Here is a 20,486-nt window from a genome sequence, read left to right on the forward strand (position 1 = left end):
GAGTCGCGTCAGATGACGTAACGTTCATCCTCATGGTCGCCCGGGTGGTCCTTGACCAGGCCGGCGGCCAAGGTGTTGCCGTCCGCAGGATCGATCACCAGGAACGCACCCGTGCGGCGGTGGTGCAGGTAGTTCTCCAGCGGCAGCGGCGCGGCGAGGCGCAACTGCGCGTTGCCGATGTCGTTCAATTCGAGGCTGGACGCAGCCTGGACATCGAACGTCGCGAGGTCAAGCTTGCCAGTCACATTACGGACGAGTGCCTGGACGGTCCGGGTCCCGTGCTTCACGAGCACCTTGGATCCTTCCCGCAACGGCTTCGGGGAAAGCCAGCACAGGGCCGCATACAGATCGGCGGAGCTTTCACGCACCGTCCCGGCCGCGGCAATGGTGTCACCACGGGCGATATCAATGTCATCGGCCAAGCGCAGCGCCACCGACTGTGGCGCCGTGGCTTCAGCCAACTCGCTTCCGGCAAAGTCGATGCCGGTCACCGTGGTGTTGCGCGGTTCGGCGCCCGGACTCAGGACCGTGACCTTGTCACCGATCTTGACTGTGCCTTCCGTGACCTGGCCGGCATACGCACGGTAGTCGCGGTACGCTTCGACGTCGAGCCCTGCGGCGACGGCGTCGGGAGCCAGAGCGCCCTGCGGGCGGATGACCAGCTGGACCGGGAACCGGAAGCTCTCCAAGTGGCTTTCAAGCTCATCCGCCGCCGGCAGGGTTTCCAGGACCTCAAGGAGGGCCGGTCCGCTGTACCAAGGGGTGCGGTCGGAGCGGTCCACCACGTTGTCGCCGTCGAGGGCCGAGACCGGGATGACCACGAGGTCCGCGATCCCGTCGTTGCCCAAGCCGAGTTCCCGCGCGACCTTCTGCACGTCGGATTCGATCTCGCGGAAGACGGACTCGCTGAATTCCACGAGGTCGATCTTGTTCACGGCCACGATCACGTGCGCCACGCGGAGGAGCTGCAGTACCGAGAGGTGCCTGCGGGTCTGCTCCAGGACTCCCTTGCGGGCGTCAATGAGTACGACGACGGCGTCCGCAGTGGACGCGCCCGTCACCGTGTTCTTGGTGTACTGAACGTGGCCGGGGCAGTCCGCGAGGATGAAGCTGCGGCGATCCGTGGCGAAGTAGCGGTAGGCGACATCGATGGTAATGCCTTGCTCACGCTCGGCACGGAGCCCGTCGGTGAGGAGGGCGAGGTCGATTGCCTGTGAACCCGCGGCGCCGCCACCAAACCCACGGTCCGCGGAGGTGCGGGCCACGGCGTCGAGCTGGTCGGCGAGGATCGCCTTCGAGTCGTGCAGAAGCCGCCCAACCAGGGTGGACTTGCCGTCGTCGACGGATCCGGCCGTTGCGAAACGGAACAGCGTGGATTCGCGCAGGCCGGTTTCCAGGAGTGAAGTCTCAGTGCTCATTAGAAGTAACCGTCCTTCTTGCGGTCTTCCATGGCTGCCTCGGAGATGCGGTCATCTGCGCGGGTGGCGCCACGTTCGGTGAGTGTGGATGCGGCTACCTCAACAACGACGTCGGCAACCGTGCGGGCGTCGGAAACAACGGCACCGGTGCATGACATGTCGCCCACGGTGCGGTAACGCACCAGCTTCGTCACCACTTCCTCGTGCGGCAGCGGCATGGAAACCTCACCCACGGCACGCCACATTCCGTCGCGCTCGAAGACCTCGCGCTCGTGGGCGTAGTACAAGCCGGGGAGCTCGATGTTTTCGCGCTCGATGTAGCGCCAAACATCCAGTTCGGTCCAGTTGCTGATGGGGAACGCGCGGACGTGCTGGCCCACGGTGTGGCGGCCGTTGTACAGGTTCCACAGCTCGGGGCGCTGGTTGCGCGGGTCCCACTGGCCGAATTCGTCGCGCAAGCTCAGGATGCGCTCCTTGGCGCGCGCCTTGTCCTCGTCGCGGCGGCCGCCCCCGAAAACGGCGTCGAACTTGTTGCGCTGGATGGCGTCCAACAGCGGAACGGTCTGCAGCGGGTTGCGGGTGCCATCGGCACGCTCGGCGAGTTCGCCGCGGTCGATGAACTCCTGCACGGAACCGACCACGAGCTTCAAGCCGAGCCGTTCCACCGTGCGGTCGCGGAAATCGATGACCTCAGGGAAGTTGTGGCCGGTGTCGACGTGCAGCACCGGGAACGGGACCTTGCCCGGCCAGAACGCCTTGGTGGCCAGGTGCAGCATGACCACGGAGTCCTTGCCGCCGGAAAACAGCAACGCAGGCTTCTCGAACTCTGCGACCACTTCGCGGATGATGTGAATGGCCTCGGACTCGAGTGTGTCGAGCGACGAGAGGCGATCCGACCGCGGAGCCGGGGCGGCAGTCGGCGTCTCAGCAGTTTGGCCCTCCAGCACTGACAACTCCAGTTCCTCGTTGGTGGTTTGGATGCTCATACGTGTAGCCCGCATTCTGTCTTGTCGGTACCTGCCCAGCGGCCGGAGCGGGGGTCGGCTCCTGGGGCCACTTTCCTGGTGCAGGGCTGGCATCCGATGGACGGGTAGCCCTGGGCCAGGAGGGGATTGACGGGAAGGATGTTGTCTTCGGAATACTGGACCAGCTGGTCGAAGCTCCAGTCGGCCATGGGATTGACCTTGACCAGGCCGTTGGCTTCGTCCCAGGTGATCAGGGGGGTGTTGGTCCGGGTCGGCGCTTCGTCGCGGCGCACGCCGGTGAACCACACTTCGTAGCCGCCCAAGGTCCTGCGCAGCGGCTGGACTTTCCGGAGGGCGCAGCACTGGGCAGCGTCGCGGGCGAACAAGTCCTTGCCGAGGAGGCGGTCCTGCTGCTCAACGGTGTTTTCCGGAAGGACGTCCACCACATTCACGCGCAAGTTTGCGGCAACCTCATCGCGCGTGGCGTAGGTTTCCGGGAAGTGGTAGCCGGTCTCCAGGAACAGGACGTCGACGCCGGGAAGCTGGTCCGCGACGAGCGCCGGCAACACGGCGTCAGCCATGGAGCACGCGACGGCCACGGTGGGTAGCTCGAAGTTGCGGGCCACCCAGGCGATGACGTCGCGGGCAGGTGCGTTCCAGCCGAGCTCGGCGGCACCGGCCTCGGCCAGCGCTTTCAGCTGGTCGTGGGAGCGCAGGGTTGCAGGAGTCGGAGTGGTCATTGCAGGTCACCTTCCTCGGCAGCGTGTGCCCACTCGGCGAAGGACTGGCCCTCGGCACGGTTGGCAACGAACTTACGGACAACGCGTTCAACGTAGTCGGGCAAGTCTTCGACGTAGACCTTGAGGCCGCGGACGGTCCGTCCAAGGCCTGCTTCGTCGCGATCGGTGGAAGCGAGTCCGCCACCCAAGTGGACCTGGAAGCCCGGGCTCGGGTCGCCGTCGGGCGTTGGCAGCATCATGCCCTTAAGGCCGATGTCCGCGGTCTGGATGCGGGCGCAGGAGTTCGGGCAGCCGTTGATGTGGAGGGACAGTGCCTGGGGCAACTGGCCGCTGTCGGCGAGGTCGGCGAGGCGCTTCTCGAGCTCCGCGACAGCCGTAGCCGCGGTGACCTTCGTCTCCACGATTGCGAGCTTGCAGAACTCGATGCCGGTGCAGGCGATGGTGCCGCGGCGGAACACCGACGGCCGGGCGGAAAGCCCCAGTTCGTCGAGTTCGGCGACGAGCGGCTCCACGTGCTCCTTGGCGACGTCGAGGACAACAACCTTCTGGTGCGGCGTGGTGCGCAGGCGGAACGAGCCACGGGCCTCGAGGGTATCGGCGAGGGTGACCAGCTGGCTGCCCGTCAGGCGGCCGGCCAACGGGGTGGCACCGATGAAGAACTTTCCGTCCTTCTGTTCGTGGATTCCGACGTGGTCGCCCGGCGTGGCGGGCTTGGGGGCGGCGGGGCCGTCGGCCAGCTTGTAGCCGAGGTATTCGTCTTCGAGGACCTGGCGGAACTTCTCCGTGCCCCAATCCGCGAGAAGGAACTTCAGGCGGGCCTTGGTGCGCATGCGGCGGTAACCGTAGTCGCGGAAGATGCTGGTGACGCCGTGCCACACTTCCGCGCCCTGCTCCGGTTTCACGAAGGCGCCGAGGCGCTTGCCGAGCATCGGGTTCGTGGACAGCGCGCCGCCTACCCAGAGGTCATAGCCGGCGCCGAATTCAGGGTGGACCACGCCGACGAAGGCGCAGTCGTTGATCTCGTGGACGACGTCCTGCGAAGGGTGGCCGGTAATGGCCGTCTTGTACTTGCGCGGCAGGTTGGCGAGCTCGGGGTCGCCGATGAAGCGCTCCGCGATTTCGTTGATCAACGGAGTGGGGTCGATGATCTCGTCCTTGGCGATGCCGGCAACCGGGGAGCCGAGGATCACACGAGGAACGTCGCCGCAGGCCTCGGTGGTGGACAGTCCCACGGCTTCGAGGCGGCGCCAGATCTCCGGCACGTCCTCAACCTGGATCCAGTGCAACTGGATGTTCTGGCGGTCAGTGATGTCAGCCGAGCCGCGGGCGAAGTCCACGGAAATCTGGCCGATGACCCGCAGTTGCTCAGTGGTAAGTGCGCCGCCGTCGATCCGGACGCGCAGCATGAAGAACTTGTCCTCCAGCTCGTGCGGTTCGAGCGTGGCGGTCTTGCCGCCGTCGATCCCTTGCTTACGCTGCGTGTACAGGCCCCACCAGCGGAAACGGCCGTGCAGGTCGGTGCCGTCGATGGAGTCGAAGCCGTTCTTGGCGTAAATAGACTCGATACGCTCGCGGACGTTCAGTCCGTTGTCTTCCTGCTTCCACGTCTCATTGGCGTTGAGCGGCGTGGTGCCGTCAACTTTCCATTGGCCGTGGGGTTTGGCGGCAGGACGGGCGGCGCGTGCCGGGCGCTTGGGGGCAGCCTGGTCCGCGGAGGCGCCAGCTACAGCAGTATCAGTCATGCATTCGACTGTAGGGCTGGCTGGAGAGGCGTAACAAAGGGCTGGAAACGAAGAGTCACCTAGGGAAATATTTCGTCACGAACCGCCGATGGGCCTTGTGGGACGGGCCCTCCTATGCATGGTTGAGGGCAGGTGCGGAGCACCTTTCAGGGACGTGCGGCAACGGCGGCGTCGTAACGTTCCAAGGCGATCTCCGCCAGTGCCGGCGAGGGCAGCAGCGGTGCCGTAACGACGTCGGCCTCGGCCTTGAAAAGCTGGTCGTGGAAGTACCCCGTGGCCAGGAGATACGAGGCCACCACGACCCGTCCCGCTCCCCGGGCCTGTTCAGTCCCGGCGCGTTCGGCGTCGGCGAGTTCGGCACGCAAGGCCGCGACGCCGTCGGGCACGTTGGGTTCCGCGCTTGCACCGTAGGCGACCCGCACTTTGTTCGGAAGCAGTTCGGCGAGCAGGCGGGCTTGCTCCTCCGAATCGACGGAACCATCCGGCAGCGACGAGCCAGCGGCGGCGAGGAGGACGCCGTCGTCGTCACCCAATCCCGCCTCGCGCAACCGGGCCGCGAGCAGTTCCGCCAGCCGCGGATCCGGCCCCAGCGGCGGCGTCGCCACCACTTCGGGCCGGCCCTTGATCGCCTTGGGGATGTCCACCTTGACGTGGTAGCCGGTGCTGAGCAGCAAAGGAACGACGACGGCGGGCGTGCCTTCCGGGAGGCCGGCCACCACGCCGGACAACTCAGGTTCCTGGACGTCCACGTATGCCTCGACAACCGTCAAGCCCGGACGCAGGGCCTCGATGTCGGCCAAGACCTGGCGGATGGCGGCCTGGCCTTCGGCGTTCCGGGTTCCATGGGCGCACGCGATCAAGACGGGGCTGTTCATGCGTGCAAGCGTAACGTTGGGCACGCAGGATCGCCCGACTGTGAACGAAGAATGGAGTTGCATTTGTTCACTTTTGACCTCGCGCTGGTATGGCTCGACCTCGCCGGTGTGTTCTTCTTCGCCGTGTCCGGATCCTTGCTGGCCGCGAAGAAGCAGTTCGACATCCTCGGGTCCGCCCTCCTGGCTTCGCTCGTTGCGCTTGGCGGAGGAGTCATTCGCGACATCATCATCAATGCAGGGCCGCCCGCGGCGTTCACCAATCCTGTCTACTTGCTGCCGCCCCTGTTGGCAGCGGCACTGGTGTACTTCCTGTTTTCCAGCATCCAGCGTTTCACCTCCTTGTTGACCCTCTTCGACGCCGGCGGCTTGGCCCTGTTTTGCATCACGGGCACGCTCAAAGCGCTGGGTGCCGGGCTAAATCCCGTGGCGGCCGTCGTGTTGGGTGTCGCCACGGCCGTGGGCGGGGGCCTGCTCCGCGACATCACCGCCAACGAGATTCCGGCGCTCTTCAATGCGCGCGATTTGTACGCTTTGCCGGCCTTTGCCGGGGCCACCTTGACGGCGGTGCTGTGGAGCATCGGCGCCTTCAACGGGCTGACCGCGGTCCTCGTCGCCGTCCTGGTTTTCGCGTTCAGGGTGGTGGCGTGGCGCAGGGCTTGGCGGGTGCCTTTGGCGGTGCGCGGATGGCATCGTAACGGGGTGGCTTCGGGCGCGGAGCCACGCCTCCGCGATTAGCTAGGATGGGACCATGACTGACATGTTCCTCGAGAAATTCCGCGCGCTTGTACCGAAGTATCTCGAGGACGAATGGCAGGAAGAAGACGGCCTGACCACCGCCGAGCTGGACGAAGCATTGTCTGCCCACTCCTTCACGATTCCCATGGTGCTGCGCGAGTTCTACCTCGCGCTCGGTGGCTGCGAGGACCTCATGGAGGCCTACCACTACTTCTGGGATCCCGAGGAACTCGAAGTGGACGACGAAGGCTTCCTCATGTTCCTTGAGGATGAGGACGAGCAATTCACCTGGGGATTCCGCATTGGCGACCTCGGCATTCCGGATCCCATCGTGTGGCGCCGCAACAATGTCCGCGGGCAGTGGAAGTCCGAAGAAGGGACATTCTCCGAGTTCGTGTTCGACATGTTCGACTGGGCGTTCAGCGAAGAAGACTAAGGGTTTGGTGGCTGGTGGCCTGGTTGCCTAGTTCCTGAGCCTGCTCGAATTCTGAAAGGCCGTGACACGCCCTCATTCAGGGCGTGTCACGGCCTTTACTGCGCCAAAGAGGTCCTGCGCCGCAACGCTGACAACACCTCTTCGACCAGCCCTTCCCGCCTCCAACGGCGCCGCCCTGCTTCGAACGGCGCCGCCGGGCCTCGAAAACTTATTGACCATCAAAGTTGCACCCGTGACAAAGTTGTCATAAGCTTTAACCGGATTCACTAAATGCCTCCGGTGAGTCTGATGCGAACGGAGATTATGGTCCCGGTTCGTTGGAGCGCGAGACTCGTAGCGTCCCAAGGAACCGGGGCCATTGCATTTAAGCCGGTTCCGGCAAGGGTTGGCAGGGCACCCGGCGCCTACCGCCCCGTAAACCAACGAAGCCGCCCGCATGGCACTGAGCCACCCGGACGGCTTCGGCACTCGGCCAATTAACTGCAGGCCAACTAACTACAGGCCAATGAACTAGCTGCTGCGGTCCACCACTGCGTGGGCGAAGTTGGTGAGGGATTCCTTGACCACGCCCTCGGGCAACGGCTTCAGGGCCTCGATGGCTTCAGCGGACCATTGCCGTGCAATCGCCCAGGATTCAGCGGTCACGGGGTGCTCACGAAGCCCCGCCACAGCAGACGCCAACGCTTCATCGGACGAGAGATCGCCGTCAACAAGCTTCAAGAGTTCGACGGCGGACTGGTCACCCTCGGCGGCAGCCTTGCGAAGGAGCAGGACCGGCAGGGTGGGTACGCCTTCACGGAGGTCGGTTCCCGGGGACTTGCCGGACTTGACCTTCACTCCGGTCACATCGATGACGTCGTCGGCCAATTGGAAGGCCACGCCCACCTTCTCGCCATATTCCACGAGGACGTCTTCGAACGCCTCGTCGGCGCCCGCGAAGATCGCCCCGAGCTGGCCGGAGGCGGCCACCAGGGAACCGGTCTTGTCGGCGATCACGGAGAGGTAGTGCGCCACTGTGTCTTCGCCCTCGCGCGGACCTACGGTTTCATGCAACTGGCCCAGGCACAAGCGCTCGAAGGTGCGCGCCTGGATTCCCAATGCGCGCGAACCAAGCTCGGAAACCAGAATCGAGGCCCGGGCGAAGATGAGGTCGCCCGTGAGGATCGCGACTGAGTTCCCCCACACCTCGTGCGCTGTCGGAGCCCCACGGCGGAACGGGGCGGAGTCCATCACGTCATCGTGGTAGAGCGTTGCGAGGTGCGTCAGCTCAACCACGACGGCGGCCTGGACCACTTCGGGACGCGAGGCGTCGCCGAGGTGGGCGCACAAGAGGGTCAGCAGTGGACGGATGCGCTTGCCGCCGGCTTCCACGAGGTGACGCGACGTTGCGTCAGCCAGCGGATCCGAGTTGGCAATAGCTTCGCGGAGCTTTTTCTCCACGCGGGCGAGGTTGGTGGTAATGGCTGGTCCCAGTTCCACATCCTTCGCGATGGCCGCAAAACCCGCGGGAAGCTGCAGGCCTGTGGCGATCGCGGTAGTGGTGGGAGCAGGTTCGACAGTTTCCGGCAGGCCGTGCCCGGCGTGCGTCCAACTGTGTTCGGCAGAGTGAGTCACGGGTTAACCCTAACTTTTCGCAGCGGAAAGCGGTGATTCGGTGCTGGCACGGGGCGAAGCGGAGCGGGGCGTGTTGTTGGACGTCGGGGGCACCAGCATCTCAAGTACCCGGATGACGCGATCCTCAAACCCCTTGGCCGACGCATCAGTGAGGTTTGCGAGCATCCGCACCACAAAGCGCATGAGCACCGGGATGGGCATGCCTGTCCGCAACGCGAGCTTCATGACGGCGGGCTTGCCGATCAGCGCGGCAAAGAGGCGTCCCAGCGTGAAATGCGATCCCCACTGGTCCCGCACATAGTCCGCGTACCGCGAAAGGTGCGCATCGGCGTCGTACGCTGTCCACCCCGCCGAGGCGGCGCGCGAGGACGCGTCGATGATGAACTCGGCCGCGAAACGGGCTGACTCCATGGCGTAGGAAATGCCTTCGCCGTTGAACGGCGACACCATGCCGCCCGCGTCGCCGAGCAAAAGGAGGCCGGGCGAGTAGTGCGGCGTGCGGTTGAACCCCATCGGAAGGGCCGCGCCGCGGATTTCGCCAACCTGGTTTTCCTGCGTGAATCCCCATTCGGACGGCATTCCGGCCGTCCAGTCGCGGAGGACCTGCTTGTAGTCGAGCTTGCCGAATTCCCTCGAGGAATTCAGGATCCCGAGGCCCACGTTGGACGTGCCGTCGCCAACGCCGAACACCCAACCGTAGCCGGGCAGCGGCTTTCCAGACTTGCCCGGGAGCTCAAGCCAGCCTTCCATCCAGTCGTCTTCGTGCCGGGGCGACGTGAAGTAGGTGCGGACAGCGACGCCGAGCGGCCGGTCGTCGCGCTTGTGCATGCCAAGGGAAACCGCTGTGCGCGCCGAGTTGCCGTCCGCGGCGAGGACGACGTCGGCGTGGAAGTCGCGCGTCTCCCCCGTCTTGCGTCCGGACTCGTCAAGGATCGCCGCCCGGGCGCCGATGACGCGCCCGTCTTCCGACTGAAGCGCTTCGGTGACGCTGTGGCGTTCAAGCACGACGGCGCCTGCGGCCTGGGCGTGCCGGGCCAGTTCCTCGTCAAAACCGAGCCGGGTCCGGATGAGGCCGTACGTGGGGAAATCGGAAACTTCCGGCCACGGCAGCTCGATGGTCCGGCCGCCGGCGATCAACCTGAGGCCCTTGTTGCGGCGCCAACCTTCGTCTTCGGGGTGGGGAAGGCCGAGTTTCTGGATTTCGCGCACAGCGCGCGGGGTCAGTCCGTCTCCGCAAACCTTCTCGCGCGGAAAGCTGGTCTTTTCCAGCACCGTCACCGAAAGACCGGCCTGGGCAAGGTAATACGCGGCGGTGGACCCGGCTGGTCCTGCGCCAACTATCAGTACGTTCACAGCATCCTTGGTGCCAGGTCCGGTCAGCGGGCCTGGTTGTCGGCTTGGCGGCGGGGCTTGATCTGGCGGCGAAGCTTGGCGACAGGAACGCTTTCGCGGTGTTCCGTGCCCGGCTTCTGCGCGCGGTGGACGGCGACGATTCCGCCGCTGAGATTGCGGTAGTTCACGTCGGTCCAGCCGGCGTCCTGCAGCCAGGCCGCGAGGTGGTCCTGGTCCGGCCATGCGCGGATGGACTCGGCAAGGTACACGTAGGCGTCCGGGTTGGAGGAAACCTTGGTGGCAATGGCCGGCAAGGCCCGCATGAGGTATTCGGTGTACATGGTGCGCCACAGCGGGACCACGGGCGAGGAGAATTCGGCGATGACCAAACGTCCGCCCGGCTTTGTGACGCGGAGCATTTCTTCGAGCGCCTTGTGGGGTTCGTTGACGTTGCGCAGCCCGAAGGAAATCGTGCAGGCGTCGAAGGAGTTATCCGCGAACGGCAGGTTGGTGGCATCGCCGGCAACGAAGTTGATGTCCGGGCGGCGGCGCTTGCCGACCTTGAGCATTCCCAGGGAAAAATCGCACGCCACGACGTCCACGCCGGCGTCGGCATAGGGCTCGCTTGAAGTGCCCGTGCCGGCGGCGAGGTCGAGGACCCGCTGGCCGACGCGAACATCCATCGCGTCGAAAACGACGCGGCGCCACCGCCGGGTCTGCCCCATGGACAGGACATCGTTGACGACGTCGTATTTGGGCGCGACATCATCAAACATGGTCGCAACTTCGTCCGGACGCTTTTCCAAGGATGCTCGGTTCACCTTGCAATTGTCTCAGACAAATAAGGAAGGGCATTTCGGGCGCTCCGTTCGAGCTGGCCCGCGGGAGTAATGTTGTTTCATCATGACGAGCACGCTCCGCACCTTGACAGTCCCCCTCGATGTTGATTCATCCTCCGGGGGGCTGCCGTCGTTTCTGGTGCGGGACGACGTCCTATGCTGGTCCCGCCGCGAGAACGGATTGGTGGGCTTCGGCGAGCTCGCGCGCTTCACCGCCACGGGGGCCGAACGTTTCCTTGAGGCGGACATGTGGTGGCGCCACCTCGTCATCGAGGCAGAGATCACGGATCACCTCGAGCTTCCCGGCACCGGTCCCGTGGCCTTTGGCTCTTTTGCCTTTTCCAAGACTTCCGCCTTTGAATCCCGGCTGATCCTGCCGGAGATTGTGGTCGGGATCCGGGATGGCCGCTCGTGGCTGACCCAGTTGACGTTCGACGACGGCGACCTCACCGAGGAGGGTGCCCTTGCAGCCCTCGCGGGCTGGCTTAGCCGCGCGGACCGTGAGCGGCCTGCGGCGGGAGGCTCCGACGTCGGGCGCTCTTTTGACGCTGATGGGAAGGCGACGCTCGAGAGCGGATCGTTGACTGAAGCGGCGTGGAAGCAAGCGGTGGCTGACGGCGTTGCTGAAATCCGGACGGGGAAGCTCGAAAAGCTCGTGCTCGCGCGCGACGTCGTTGCGACGATGCCCGACGGCGTGAATGCCGCCCACGTGCTTCGCGAACTGGCGGGCAGCTACCGCGAATGCTGGACTTACGGCGTGGACGGCCTGGTGGGCGCGACGCCGGAAATGCTCATCCAGGTGGAAGGCCGCACCGCGCAGGCGCGGGTCCTCGCCGGAACGCTGGACCGCCGCGACGCCGAAGGAATGGACGGCTCGCCCATGGAATACGCCGAGCGGGTGCTGGCTGGTTCCGAGAAGCAGCGCCATGAGCACGAGATCGCGATCCAATCGCTCACTACGCAGCTTGCGCCCTTCTCCGAGGCCATGAACGCCCATAGCGAACCGTTCATCCTGGAATTGCCGAATGTGTGGCACTTGGCGTCGGACGTCAAGGCCGAACTTGCCGACATCGAGGGACATGTCCCTACATGCCTGGCCCTGATCAATGCCCTGCACCCCACGGCAGCTGTCTGTGGCACGCCCACATCCGTGGCCGGCGCGCTCATCCGCGAGCTGGAACACATGGACCGCGGACCGTACGCGGGGCCGGTCGGTTGGCTCGACGCCGCCGGCAACGGCGAATGGGGCATCGCCTTGCGCGGCGCCATCATCGAAAACCCCACCACCGTCCGCCTTTATGCCGGCTGCGGAATCGTAGAGGGCTCGGTTCCCGAGGCTGAATTGGCCGAAACGTGGGCAAAATTCCGGCCGATGCTCGAATCGCTGGGCATCAACCGCTAGGGATCGCCCCCAGCCTCGCCTTCGCCCCTTTGAGGGCTTCTCTTTGTCTGGGAACCAAGACACCATAGGTAAAACCGGTCTTGATTTTTTACTTGGTAGGTTATCCAATAGGAAAACTTAGTTTCCTGTGACGCACATCTCACGGTCAGCGTTACACTATGAACCGATAAGATTCGCATCCACTGCAAAAAAAGGTAAGAAAATGCAGAAATCCCGTTCGCTACCGGTCAGTTCGACGCTAAAGGCCGCGACCATCATCGCAATCGGCGCACTGGCCCTCACCGCATGCACCAACGCCTCCGAGCAAGGCACGCAGGGTTCCTCCGCACCTTCGAGCAGCGCGAATGCAAGCTTTGACCCCACCACCATCCAGAAGGACGACACCCTCGCGGCCATGGTTCCCGCGGCCATCAAGTCCAAGGGCACCCTGACGGTCGGCTCGGACACCTCCTACGCTCCGGCCGAGTTCCTCGGACCGGACGGACAGACCCCGGTGGGTTACGACGTCGACCTCGCCAAGGCGATCGGTGCCACCTTGGGCCTCAAGGTCCAGGTGCAGACGGCCGAATTCACCGGAATCCTTCCGGCACTCGGCCCCAAGTACGATCTCGGCATCTCCTCCTTCACCATCAACCCTGACCGCCTCGGTGCCGTGAACATGGTGAGCTACTTCAACGCAGGCACCGCCTGGGCCGTCCAGAAGGGCAACCCGAAGAAGTTCTCCCTCGACGACGTCTGCGGCAAGTCCATCGGCGTCCAGACCGGCACCGTGCAGGAAGATCCGGACCTTTCCGGCCGCAACAAGAAGTGCGTCGCAGATGGCAAACAGCCCATCAACATCGTCACCCTCAAGAACCAGACCGACGTGACCACCCGACTCGTCAACGGCAGCATTGACGCCATGGCCGCCGACTCCCCCATCATCGGCTACGCACTGTCTCAGACGAACGGCCAGCTGGAGAAGCTTGGAGACGTCTACGACGCCGCACCGCAGGGCATCGCCGTCGCGAAGTCGGACACCGCCCTCGCCGACCTCATCCAGAAGACCCTCACCAAGCTCATGGCTGACGGTTCGTACAAGAAGATCCTCACCGGCTGGGGCAACGCCGAAGGCGCCATCACCAAGTCCGAGGTCAACCCGGCGGTCAAATCTTGAGTCTGCCCGCCACTGACAAAAAATCAGGTGCACAGATGGATCACCATCAACAAGGCCACAATGCACCGGTGCTGAACAACTCGGTTCCGGTACGCCACCCTGGCCGGTGGATCAGCGCCATCATCATCCTTGGTGTCGTGGCGCTGATGGTTCAAAGCGTGATTACCAACCACAACTTCCGCTGGGACGTGGTGGGGACGTACATCCTCGACGTGAAAGTCGTGCAGGGTGTGGGCTGGACGTTGCTCTTGACAGTGGCATCCATGGTCATTGCGATTGTCCTCGCCATCCTCCTGGCGGTGATGCGGCAGTCCGACAACCCCGTGCTGCGCTACACGTCCTGGGTGTGGGTCTGGTTCTTCCGGGGTACGCCTGTGTATACCCAGTTGGTTTTCTGGGGCTTGATTGCTGTTCTCTATCCGAAGATCAGCGCTGGCGTGCCGTTCGGTCCTGAATTGTTCAGCTTGGATACCAGCACGGTGATCACGGCACTTGTTGCGGCGATCCTGGGCCTTGGCCTGAACGAATCCGCGTACTTGGCAGAGATCTTCCGGGCGGGCCTGAAGTCCGTGGATAAAGGTCAAACAGAAGCCGCGGCGGCGCTAGGCATGGGCGGCGGCAAGATCATGTGGCGGATCATCCTTCCCCAAGCAATGCGCATCATCGTTCCGCCGACGGGCAACGAAACCATCGGCATGCTCAAGACCACCTCGCTGGTCCTGGCCGTCCCGTTCACCCTGGACCTGACGTTCGCGACCAACGCCTTGGCCAACCGGATCTACCTTCCGGTGCCTTTGCTGATCGTCGCCGCCATCTGGTATCTCGTCATAACCAGCCTGCTTATGGTCGGCCAGCACTACATCGAGGCGTACTACGGCAAGGGCGTTGACGTTAACCAGGCTCCAGCCGTGGTTATCAACCCCGCCGCTGCCAAGGCTGCCGCAGCGGTCGCACCGAGCGCCGACGCAGAACCGGCACTGAAGATGGACTTCCCCGAGGATGAGGCAAAATGACGGTCACCACACAGAAACCGCTGGTGCGGATCGAAGGCCTGCACAAGTACTACGGCCAGCACCATGTCCTCCGCGGCATCGACCTCACGGTCAACCAGGGTGAAGTCTCCGTTGTCATCGGACCCTCCGGCTCCGGCAAATCCACCATGTTGCGGTGCGTCAACCTGCTTGAAACGATCAGCGCCGGGCGCATCTCGGTGGGTGACCAGTTGATCGGCTACCGCGAAGTCAACGGCCGCCTGCACGACCTGAAGACCAGGGAAATCGCAGCGCAGCGCCGCGAAATCGGCATGGTCTTCCAGCGTTTCAACCTGTTCCCGCACAAAACCGCGCTTTACAACGTGATGGAAGCGCCGGTGCAAGTCAAAGGCAAGAACAAAGCTGCGGCCAAGAAGCAGGCCTTGGAATTGTTGGAGCGGGTGGGGCTCGGCGAGCGGGCCAACCACTACCCGGCCCAGCTTTCCGGTGGCCAGCAGCAGCGCGTGGCGATCGCACGGGCCTTGGCAATGGAGCCCGAGCTGATGCTCTTCGACGAGCCCACGTCAGCTCTTGACCCCGAGCTCGTGGGCGACGTGCTGAATGTGATGAAGGACCTGGCGAAATCCGGCATGACCATGATCGTGGTGACCCACGAGATCGGCTTTGCCCGCGAGGTCGGCGACACCTTGACGTTCATGGACGGAGGTGTGGTGGTGGAATCGGGTGATCCCCGCGAAATCATCGCCAACCCCCAGCACGCCCGCACCAAGGAGTTCCTCAGCCGCGTGCTGTAGTTCCCCGCGCTGCGGTTCATGCCTCACGCTGCGGCTCATGCCTCGCGCCGCGGCTTTTGCCCAGCGCTGCGGCTTATTCCCCACGCCGCGGTTCATGCCCCACGCTGCGGTTTATGCCTCACGCTGCGGTCTGTGCCTCACGCCGCGGCTTATGCTCCGCGCTTCTCCGATGCCCTGGCGCTACTGGAATTCCGGTAGCGTCGGGGCATCGTCGCGTCATGGGGAAAATACTGTGTCATGAGCTTGAACGCGGGCGGCGCCGAGGAACACCTGCTTCGGCCAGTCTCCTCTCAAGAAGCCCCGGAACCATGAGATCCGGCCATACCCAACGGACCACACCGCACCCCGTGGCCCGGATTCGGTCCTCGCGAATCTTCTCGTCGATCACCGCTTGGGCAGCCGTACGGCCTTTCAGGAACTCCGGCTTCAGGTATTTGTCGATCCCATCGAATTCACCCGCCACTTTCGCGCCCTTCCAATAGAAGTCCGAGTAGCCGATAAGGCCCCCTCCGTCACGGAATTCCTGTTGGAGAACCGGAGCCTCGAATCCTGCGGCGCGGATCAAAGCTCGGCTGTACGACTCCCCTGGAGATCCGGATAGGGGATCTGCGAAATCCACGGCAACGCGTATCCTGCGGATAGCTGCCGCTGTGTAGTTGTCACCGATGCCTTCCAGGAGCGCCTCCTTCGTGATCGGAAGGAAATTGCGTTTCTTGTCCGGTTTCAACACGTGATCCAGTGGAACGATGGCCTCGACGAATGGCGTAAACGCAGCCAGATCCAGGACCGTGCGAATACGGCCGGTCACCAGAAGGCCCTCGCGTCGGTATATCTTGAGCCCATCCGGGTTTGCGTAGTGGCGGGATACCCCCGGACGCGACCGGCCGCCGTCGTTCTGCAGTGTCAGCGCCACCACCGGATGATGGAATCCGATAAACGGAATTCTCCATACCGACGCCGCTGAATGCCTGCCGAATATGGTCCTGCCAGTGGCTACTTCCGCAGCGGCGCCCACTTTGACCCGGTATTGTTCCCACGGCTTCAGTGCAGCCCAGGTTGCGCCGTCGATATATACCCCTTGACGGACCCGATGCAATGCGCCTGATTTGGCTCTCCGTGCGAGTTCCTTGGGGGTCAGCCCGTGGAAAGGATGGTCTCCGGTGAGGATGAGTCTGGATAGATCGGCCATGCTTAAGAAACTGGCATGACGATCAGTGTCCGGGCAGTGCTGGCCTGTTCTATGTGGAAAGTTCGGGGAATCTGACGACACGTCTAATGCTCAGTGACCCGAGTCCAACCTAGCGCTACCGGAATTCCGAGTGCGTCAGGTATTTTCCGGAGCGCCAGGCGTTCCCCGCAGCGCCAGAACCTACGCCCCGACCAGCACTTGCGACACCGCGGAGGCCACCGCTGCCCTGATGCGCGCGTGCAAGGGACGCAATCCCGCTCGGTCCGTGCGCACTTCCACGATGCTGCGGCCCTTCAATGGCAAGGCAAGCGCCGTGGCGAGCTCCGCCGTCGTACGCACTGAAACATGCCCGACGCCGTACGCCGCCGCCAGCGCGGAAATGTCAACACTGTGCGGGGTGCCGAAGAGGCGTTCGACGGCGGTGCCGTACCCGCCGTCGTCCGCCACCTTGCCGTGCTCGAGGAGGCCGAAGATCCCGCCGCCGGCGTCGTTGAGCACAACGATCCGGAGGTCCGGTCCTGGTTCGCCGGCGCCGAGGAGGAGGCCGCCGGCGTCGTGCAAGAAGGTGACATCGCCCACGAGGAGCGTTGTTTCGCGGCCTGCGCCGAGCGCAATACCTGTGGCCGTCGAGATGGTGCCGTCGATGCCGGCGAGGCCGCGGTTCGCGTACACGGTGGCGAGCGGTTCCGGAGCAGGTGCGCCGGCGAGGTCGACGTCGCGGATGCCGTTGGAGGAGCCCAGGACAAGTTGGCCGCGGGCCTGCGTCCAGACCTTTGCACCGACCGCCGGACCGTTCGCTTCGGGTGAGGATTCGAGGACGAGGTCGAGTGCGCGCTGCGCCGCTGCGCCGGCCAAAAGCCAGGCGTCGAGCCATTCGGACGGGCCGCGACCGGAGAATTCGGCCAGATCAGCCAGGGATTCAAAGCGTTCCTCGCGACGCCGGCCGTGCTCGTACCAAGCCACCGGAACGGGCTCATACATGGCGGCGGGAACGTCTTCGCGGGCCAGCAACGCTGCGACGGGCCGGGAAAGTGTCGGACGGCCGAAGACCACCACTCGTTCAATCGGAAGCGCGGAATCCCTCCCGAAATGTTCCAGCATCAACCGGTACGGGCCCACGGCGTTCGGTCCGAAACGCGCATTCGACGATGGCTCCGCGAGGAGCGGAAGGCCGTGCGCCCGCGCGAACGCTTCGGCGACCGGACCAGCGTCGTGCCCTGCCAGAACAACTGTGCGGCGCTCGGGCAACTCGGCGGGAGCAGGGGACATGCTCATTGGTTGCGGACCGGCGTCGTAATGGAAGATTCCGTGCCCCTGGGCGGCGGGCAGGGACTCGCCGTGTTCCGGTACGAGAGGGTCCCGGAAGGCGAGGTTGAGTTGCACCGGGCCCGGCGGGGTGCCCTCGAGCGCACCCGTTGCCGCGTAGATGGCGGTCTCGACGGCCCGCTGCGGATCCGCGCCGGCAGCGACGTCGACGGCGAAACGCACGTGTTCGCCGAAAATATCCAGTTGGATGGTGGTCTGGTTGGCGCCTGTTCCGAGGAGTTCAGCGGGCCGGTCGGCGGAGAGGACCACAAGCGGCACGGCCGCGTGGTTGGCTTCCATGACAGCCGGAAGCAGGTTCCCGACGGCGGTGCCCGAGGTAGTGAGGACGGCGACGGGAGCGCCCGTGGAGAGTGCGAGGCCGAGGGCCGTGAAACCCGCCGAACGTTCGTCGATCCTGACGAGGATGCGGATTCTCCCGACGGCTTCTGCCTCAGCCAGCGCGTACGCCATGGGTGCCGAGCGCGAACCGGGAGCGACCACCGCGTGCCGCACACCGCCGTCGAGCAGTGCCTTGACGGCGATCCGGGCAGCGGCGAGGGAACTCAGGGAGCCTTGCGAAGTCACCGCACCAGTCTATTCGCGCCCGCCATCGACCCTCGCTCACGTCTGGCGCACAAACCCGAAACGCCGGCTCACATCCGGCGCGCAAACCCGAAACGCCGACCCACTCCCTTGAAGGGAGTGAGCCGGCGTCAGGAAAAACCCACCAAACGTGAGCGGGCGTCAGGAAAAACCCCACCAAACGTGAGCGGGCGTCCGGAAAGAATCTAGGCGTCCGTGCGGTACACCTGGACCACCGACGGGCGCGGGGCGCGGACCTGGCCTGCGGCAGGCGAGGAGCCCGCCCCGACGTAGTCCGGGAAGTAGGAGTGCTGGTCCTCGAACGTACCCTCCTCGCCCGGGTGCTGGACCGCGACGAACACGGTCCGCTCGTCGTCGTGGACAATCGGACCACAGGTTTCGGCATCACGCGGCACGGCGAGGAACTGCTCTACCTTGCCGCGGTCGCTTCCTTCCAAGGTGACCTTGAACAAACCGTCGGCGTACCCGATGGACGACGGCGCGCCGTCGGTGGCGATCCACATGTTGCCGACGGAGTCGAAGGCGACGTTGTCGGGGCAGGAAATGGGCGAGACCTTGTCGGCCGGGAAGCCGGAGAAGTATGTGGAGGAGTTCTTGGCCGGATCTCCACACACCATCAGGAGCGTCCAGTTGAAGCGCGTGGAGGTCTGGTCGCCCGTTTCCGTGATCTCCACGATGTGGCCGTCGCGGTTGAGGGTGCGCGGGTTGACCTCGGTGGCGCCTTCCTTGCCTGGCTTGCCGCGGTCCGAGTTGTTGGTGCAGACCACGTAGACCTTGCCGGTTTCGAGGCTCGGCTGGACGTCTTCGCAACGGTCCATCTTGGTGGGTCCCACTTTGTCCGCTGCGAGGCGGGTGTAGACCAGGACCTCAGGCACCGACATGCCCGGAACACGGGAGGCGCCGCCTACCACCAAAGGCAGCCATTCGCCGGATCCGTCAAATGCGCCATCCGAAGGAAGCGCTCCGCTGCCGTCGATTTCGGCCGCGGGAGAGTCGCCGGTGAACTTGGCAACGTAAAGGTCGCCCTCGGAGAGGAGGGTCATGTTGTTTCGGCGGGCAGCGGCCGAATCTCCGGGCTGGTACTTGCCCTTGGAGACGAACTTGTAGAGGTAGTCAAAGCGCTCGTCGTCGCCCATGTAAGCCACCACATGGCCGGACTCGGCCACGATCACGTTTGCGCCTTCGTGCTTGAAGCGGCCCATCGCGGAGTGCTTCTTCGGGGTGGACATCGGATCGAAGGGGTCTACTTCCACGATCCAGCCGAAGCGGTTGGTCTCATTGGCGTAGCCGGCGTTGTTGGTATTGAAGCGAGGCTCGTCCAGTTCCCATTTGCGGGCTGTTGCCTTGTTGGTGAGGCCGTAGCGCTTGTCCCCCGCAGAGGTGCCGGGCGCGACGAAGTAGCCGTTGAAGTTCTCCTCGCCCGAGAGGATGGTGCCCCACGGCGTGGTGCCGCCCGAGCAGTTGCCCAGCGTCCCCTTGATGGCCCGGCCGGAGGGGTCGTCGATGGTCTTGACGAGGTCGGTTCCCGCGGCCGGACCGGTGAGTTCGTAGGTGGTATCGCTCAGGAAACGACGGTTGAGCGACGCGCCTTGCACATAGTTCCACGGCTTGTTCTTGTTCTTGCGCTCCAGTTCAACCACGGTGAGGCCGTGTGCGGCGCGGCCGATCGCGCGGGCCTCGTCAGCGGCCAAGGCGGCCGGGAACATGATGTTCTCGTTGGTGTACTCGTGGTTGGTGAAGAGCACGGCACGGCGGTCCTTGGAGTCCGGAATGGGGAGGATGTCCGTGTAGTCGTTGTTGTAGCCGAACTGGCGGGCTTGCGCGGCCGCGGTCTGCGCACCGAGGTCGAACGCCGGCGAATCGGCGAACAGCGGATCGCCCCAACGGATGATCGGGCGCCAGGCAAATCCTTCCGGCACGGTAAACGCATCAACGGAGGCGTCCATCGGCTTGATGGGAGCAAACTTGAGCTTGCTCTTGTCGAAGCCCGCTTTCGCCGCGGCAGAGAGCCCGGGACCGCCGTCGGCCGCCGCCTTTTCCGGGGCACCAAGGCCGCTGAGTACGACGGCGAGCGCGCCCGCGGCGCCGAGGCCGAGGGCGGTGCGGCGGGACACAGCCGCGGAGGCGATGTCGCGGAAGTAACCGTTCGAACTGGTGTTGCATACCTCGCCCGAGCAGGCGTTGTCGCACTTCAGGGCGCACGTCACGGGGCTGCGCTTGCCCTTCGTATGGCCAAGCATGGGAAGCAGATCAAACTTGCGGGTTGATGGGGACATGGGGAAATACCTCCGGGTGTGAGTGATTTCCCCACCCTGACAGCGCCAGAGGACGCACTGGTTAATTCAGAGT

17 protein-coding genes are annotated in these 20,486 nt (G+C 64.5%); 6 read left to right on the forward strand and 11 right to left on the reverse strand.

The features are described 5' to 3' along the window. Nucleotides 1-8: 8 nt before the first annotated feature. From ABCW42_RS16235 to ABCW42_RS16255, 5 genes are all read right to left on the reverse strand, one after another. Nucleotides 9-1,418, reverse strand: coding sequence for a sulfate adenylyltransferase subunit 1 (locus ABCW42_RS16235; RefSeq protein WP_423182153.1), 1,410 nt, complete (start codon nucleotides 1,416-1,418; stop codon nucleotides 9-11). Next, nucleotides 1,418-2,404 carry a sulfate adenylyltransferase subunit CysD gene (cysD, locus tag ABCW42_RS16240; RefSeq protein ID WP_423182154.1) on the reverse strand — a complete coding sequence of 329 codons (987 nt, stop codon included), beginning with the start codon at nucleotides 2,402-2,404 and terminating at the stop codon, nucleotides 1,418-1,420. Before cysD ends, ABCW42_RS16235 begins: the two co-directional genes overlap by 1 nt. After that, a complete protein-coding gene (locus ABCW42_RS16245) occupies nucleotides 2,401-3,123 on the reverse strand; it encodes a phosphoadenylyl-sulfate reductase (protein ID WP_423182155.1) in 723 nt (240 codons plus the stop codon). Before ABCW42_RS16245 ends, cysD begins: the two co-directional genes overlap by 4 nt. Then, on the reverse strand, nucleotides 3,120-4,865 hold the full coding sequence (locus tag ABCW42_RS16250; RefSeq protein WP_423182156.1) for a nitrite/sulfite reductase: 1,746 nt from the start codon (nucleotides 4,863-4,865) through the stop codon (nucleotides 3,120-3,122). The genes ABCW42_RS16245 and ABCW42_RS16250 overlap by 4 nt, the downstream gene beginning before the upstream one ends. Before the next feature lie 146 nt (nucleotides 4,866-5,011). Continuing rightward, the gene (locus tag ABCW42_RS16255; RefSeq protein WP_423182157.1) at nucleotides 5,012-5,740 is read right to left on the reverse strand and encodes a sirohydrochlorin chelatase; all 729 of its coding nucleotides are present in this window, start codon (nucleotides 5,738-5,740) and stop codon (nucleotides 5,012-5,014) included. 63 nt (nucleotides 5,741-5,803) lie between these two features. Between ABCW42_RS16255 and ABCW42_RS16260 the strand changes: the two genes are divergently transcribed. Next, the gene (locus ABCW42_RS16260; protein WP_423182158.1) at nucleotides 5,804-6,475 is read left to right on the forward strand and encodes a trimeric intracellular cation channel family protein; all 672 of its coding nucleotides are present in this window, start codon (nucleotides 5,804-5,806) and stop codon (nucleotides 6,473-6,475) included. A 13-nt stretch (nucleotides 6,476-6,488) separates the two neighbouring features. Further along, nucleotides 6,489-6,911, forward strand: coding sequence for a hypothetical protein (locus tag ABCW42_RS16265; RefSeq protein WP_423182159.1), 423 nt, complete (start codon nucleotides 6,489-6,491; stop codon nucleotides 6,909-6,911). Between the two features lie 510 nt (nucleotides 6,912-7,421). Here ABCW42_RS16265 and ABCW42_RS16270 read toward each other — a convergent pair. From ABCW42_RS16270 to ABCW42_RS16280, 3 genes are read right to left on the reverse strand one after another with little or no spacing between them, the layout of a single operon-like run. Then, nucleotides 7,422-8,525 carry a polyprenyl synthetase family protein gene (locus tag ABCW42_RS16270; RefSeq protein WP_423182160.1) on the reverse strand — a complete coding sequence of 368 codons (1,104 nt, stop codon included), beginning with the start codon at nucleotides 8,523-8,525 and terminating at the stop codon, nucleotides 7,422-7,424. A 9-nt stretch (nucleotides 8,526-8,534) separates the two neighbouring features. Next, nucleotides 8,535-9,878: a geranylgeranyl reductase family protein gene (locus tag ABCW42_RS16275; protein ID WP_423182161.1), complete on the reverse strand. Its 1,344-nt coding sequence runs from the start codon at nucleotides 9,876-9,878 to the stop codon at nucleotides 8,535-8,537. A gap of 23 nt (nucleotides 9,879-9,901) precedes the next feature. After that, complete coding sequence (locus ABCW42_RS16280) at nucleotides 9,902-10,678, reverse strand: demethylmenaquinone methyltransferase (protein ID WP_423182162.1); 777 nt, start codon at nucleotides 10,676-10,678, stop codon at nucleotides 9,902-9,904. An 82-nt stretch (nucleotides 10,679-10,760) separates the two neighbouring features. Between ABCW42_RS16280 and ABCW42_RS16285 the strand changes: the two genes are divergently transcribed. The 4 genes from ABCW42_RS16285 to ABCW42_RS16300 all read left to right on the forward strand — a co-directional run bounded on the left by ABCW42_RS16285 (nucleotide 10,761) and on the right by ABCW42_RS16300 (nucleotide 15,040). After that, nucleotides 10,761-12,098, forward strand: coding sequence for an isochorismate synthase (locus ABCW42_RS16285; RefSeq protein ID WP_423182163.1), 1,338 nt, complete (start codon nucleotides 10,761-10,763; stop codon nucleotides 12,096-12,098). A gap of 202 nt (nucleotides 12,099-12,300) precedes the next feature. After that, entirely contained in the window at nucleotides 12,301-13,254 is a 954-nt protein-coding gene (locus ABCW42_RS16290; RefSeq protein WP_423182164.1) for an ABC transporter substrate-binding protein, read from the forward strand. A 35-nt stretch (nucleotides 13,255-13,289) separates the two neighbouring features. Beyond that, nucleotides 13,290-14,267 carry an amino acid ABC transporter permease gene (locus ABCW42_RS16295; protein WP_423182165.1) on the forward strand — a complete coding sequence of 326 codons (978 nt, stop codon included), beginning with the start codon at nucleotides 13,290-13,292 and terminating at the stop codon, nucleotides 14,265-14,267. Then, nucleotides 14,264-15,040 carry an amino acid ABC transporter ATP-binding protein gene (locus ABCW42_RS16300; RefSeq protein WP_423182166.1) on the forward strand — a complete coding sequence of 259 codons (777 nt, stop codon included), beginning with the start codon at nucleotides 14,264-14,266 and terminating at the stop codon, nucleotides 15,038-15,040. The genes ABCW42_RS16295 and ABCW42_RS16300 overlap by 4 nt, the downstream gene beginning before the upstream one ends. A 235-nt stretch (nucleotides 15,041-15,275) precedes the next feature. Here ABCW42_RS16300 and ABCW42_RS16305 read toward each other — a convergent pair whose 3' ends face one another. From ABCW42_RS16305 to ABCW42_RS16315, 3 genes are all read right to left on the reverse strand, one after another. Continuing rightward, the gene (locus tag ABCW42_RS16305; RefSeq protein WP_423182167.1) at nucleotides 15,276-16,229 is read right to left on the reverse strand and encodes a hypothetical protein; all 954 of its coding nucleotides are present in this window, start codon (nucleotides 16,227-16,229) and stop codon (nucleotides 15,276-15,278) included. 180 nt (nucleotides 16,230-16,409) lie between these two features. Next, nucleotides 16,410-18,119, reverse strand: coding sequence for a 2-succinyl-5-enolpyruvyl-6-hydroxy-3-cyclohexene-1-carboxylic-acid synthase (menD, locus tag ABCW42_RS16310; protein ID WP_423182168.1), 1,710 nt, complete (start codon nucleotides 18,117-18,119; stop codon nucleotides 16,410-16,412). Nucleotides 18,120-18,322: 203 nt separating this feature from the next. Beyond that, complete coding sequence (locus ABCW42_RS16315; protein ID WP_423182169.1) at nucleotides 18,323-20,413, reverse strand: PhoX family protein; 2,091 nt, start codon at nucleotides 20,411-20,413, stop codon at nucleotides 18,323-18,325. Nucleotides 20,414-20,486: the final 73 nt, after the last annotated feature.

This window comes from Arthrobacter sp. NyZ413, from assembly GCF_049390645.1.
In the GTDB taxonomy this organism is placed as follows: Bacteria; Actinomycetota; Actinomycetes; order Actinomycetales; family Micrococcaceae; genus Arthrobacter.

What these genes read in the sequence shown, in the direction of transcription:
- ABCW42_RS16235 (WP_423182153.1), bottom strand. Translation starts at nt 1,418, where the DNA reads ATGAGCACTGAGACTTCACTCCTGGAAACCGGCCTGCGCGAATCCACG.
- cysD (WP_423182154.1), bottom strand. Translation starts at nt 2,404, where the DNA reads ATGAGCATCCAAACCACCAACGAGGAACTGGAGTTGTCAGTGCTGGAG.
- ABCW42_RS16245 (WP_423182155.1), bottom strand. Translation starts at nt 3,123, where the DNA reads ATGACCACTCCGACTCCTGCAACCCTGCGCTCCCACGACCAGCTGAAA.
- ABCW42_RS16250 (WP_423182156.1), bottom strand. Translation starts at nt 4,865, where the DNA reads ATGACTGATACTGCTGTAGCTGGCGCCTCCGCGGACCAGGCTGCCCCC.
- ABCW42_RS16255 (WP_423182157.1), bottom strand. Translation starts at nt 5,740, where the DNA reads ATGAACAGCCCCGTCTTGATCGCGTGCGCCCATGGAACCCGGAACGCC.
- ABCW42_RS16265 (WP_423182159.1), top strand. Translation starts at nt 6,489, where the DNA reads ATGACTGACATGTTCCTCGAGAAATTCCGCGCGCTTGTACCGAAGTAT.
- ABCW42_RS16285 (WP_423182163.1), top strand. Translation starts at nt 10,761, where the DNA reads ATGACGAGCACGCTCCGCACCTTGACAGTCCCCCTCGATGTTGATTCA.
- ABCW42_RS16290 (WP_423182164.1), top strand. Translation starts at nt 12,301, where the DNA reads ATGCAGAAATCCCGTTCGCTACCGGTCAGTTCGACGCTAAAGGCCGCG.
- ABCW42_RS16295 (WP_423182165.1), top strand. Translation starts at nt 13,290, where the DNA reads ATGGATCACCATCAACAAGGCCACAATGCACCGGTGCTGAACAACTCG.
- ABCW42_RS16300 (WP_423182166.1), top strand. Translation starts at nt 14,264, where the DNA reads ATGACGGTCACCACACAGAAACCGCTGGTGCGGATCGAAGGCCTGCAC.
- ABCW42_RS16305 (WP_423182167.1), bottom strand. Translation starts at nt 16,229, where the DNA reads ATGGCCGATCTATCCAGACTCATCCTCACCGGAGACCATCCTTTCCAC.
- ABCW42_RS16315 (WP_423182169.1), bottom strand. Translation starts at nt 20,413, where the DNA reads ATGTCCCCATCAACCCGCAAGTTTGATCTGCTTCCCATGCTTGGCCAT.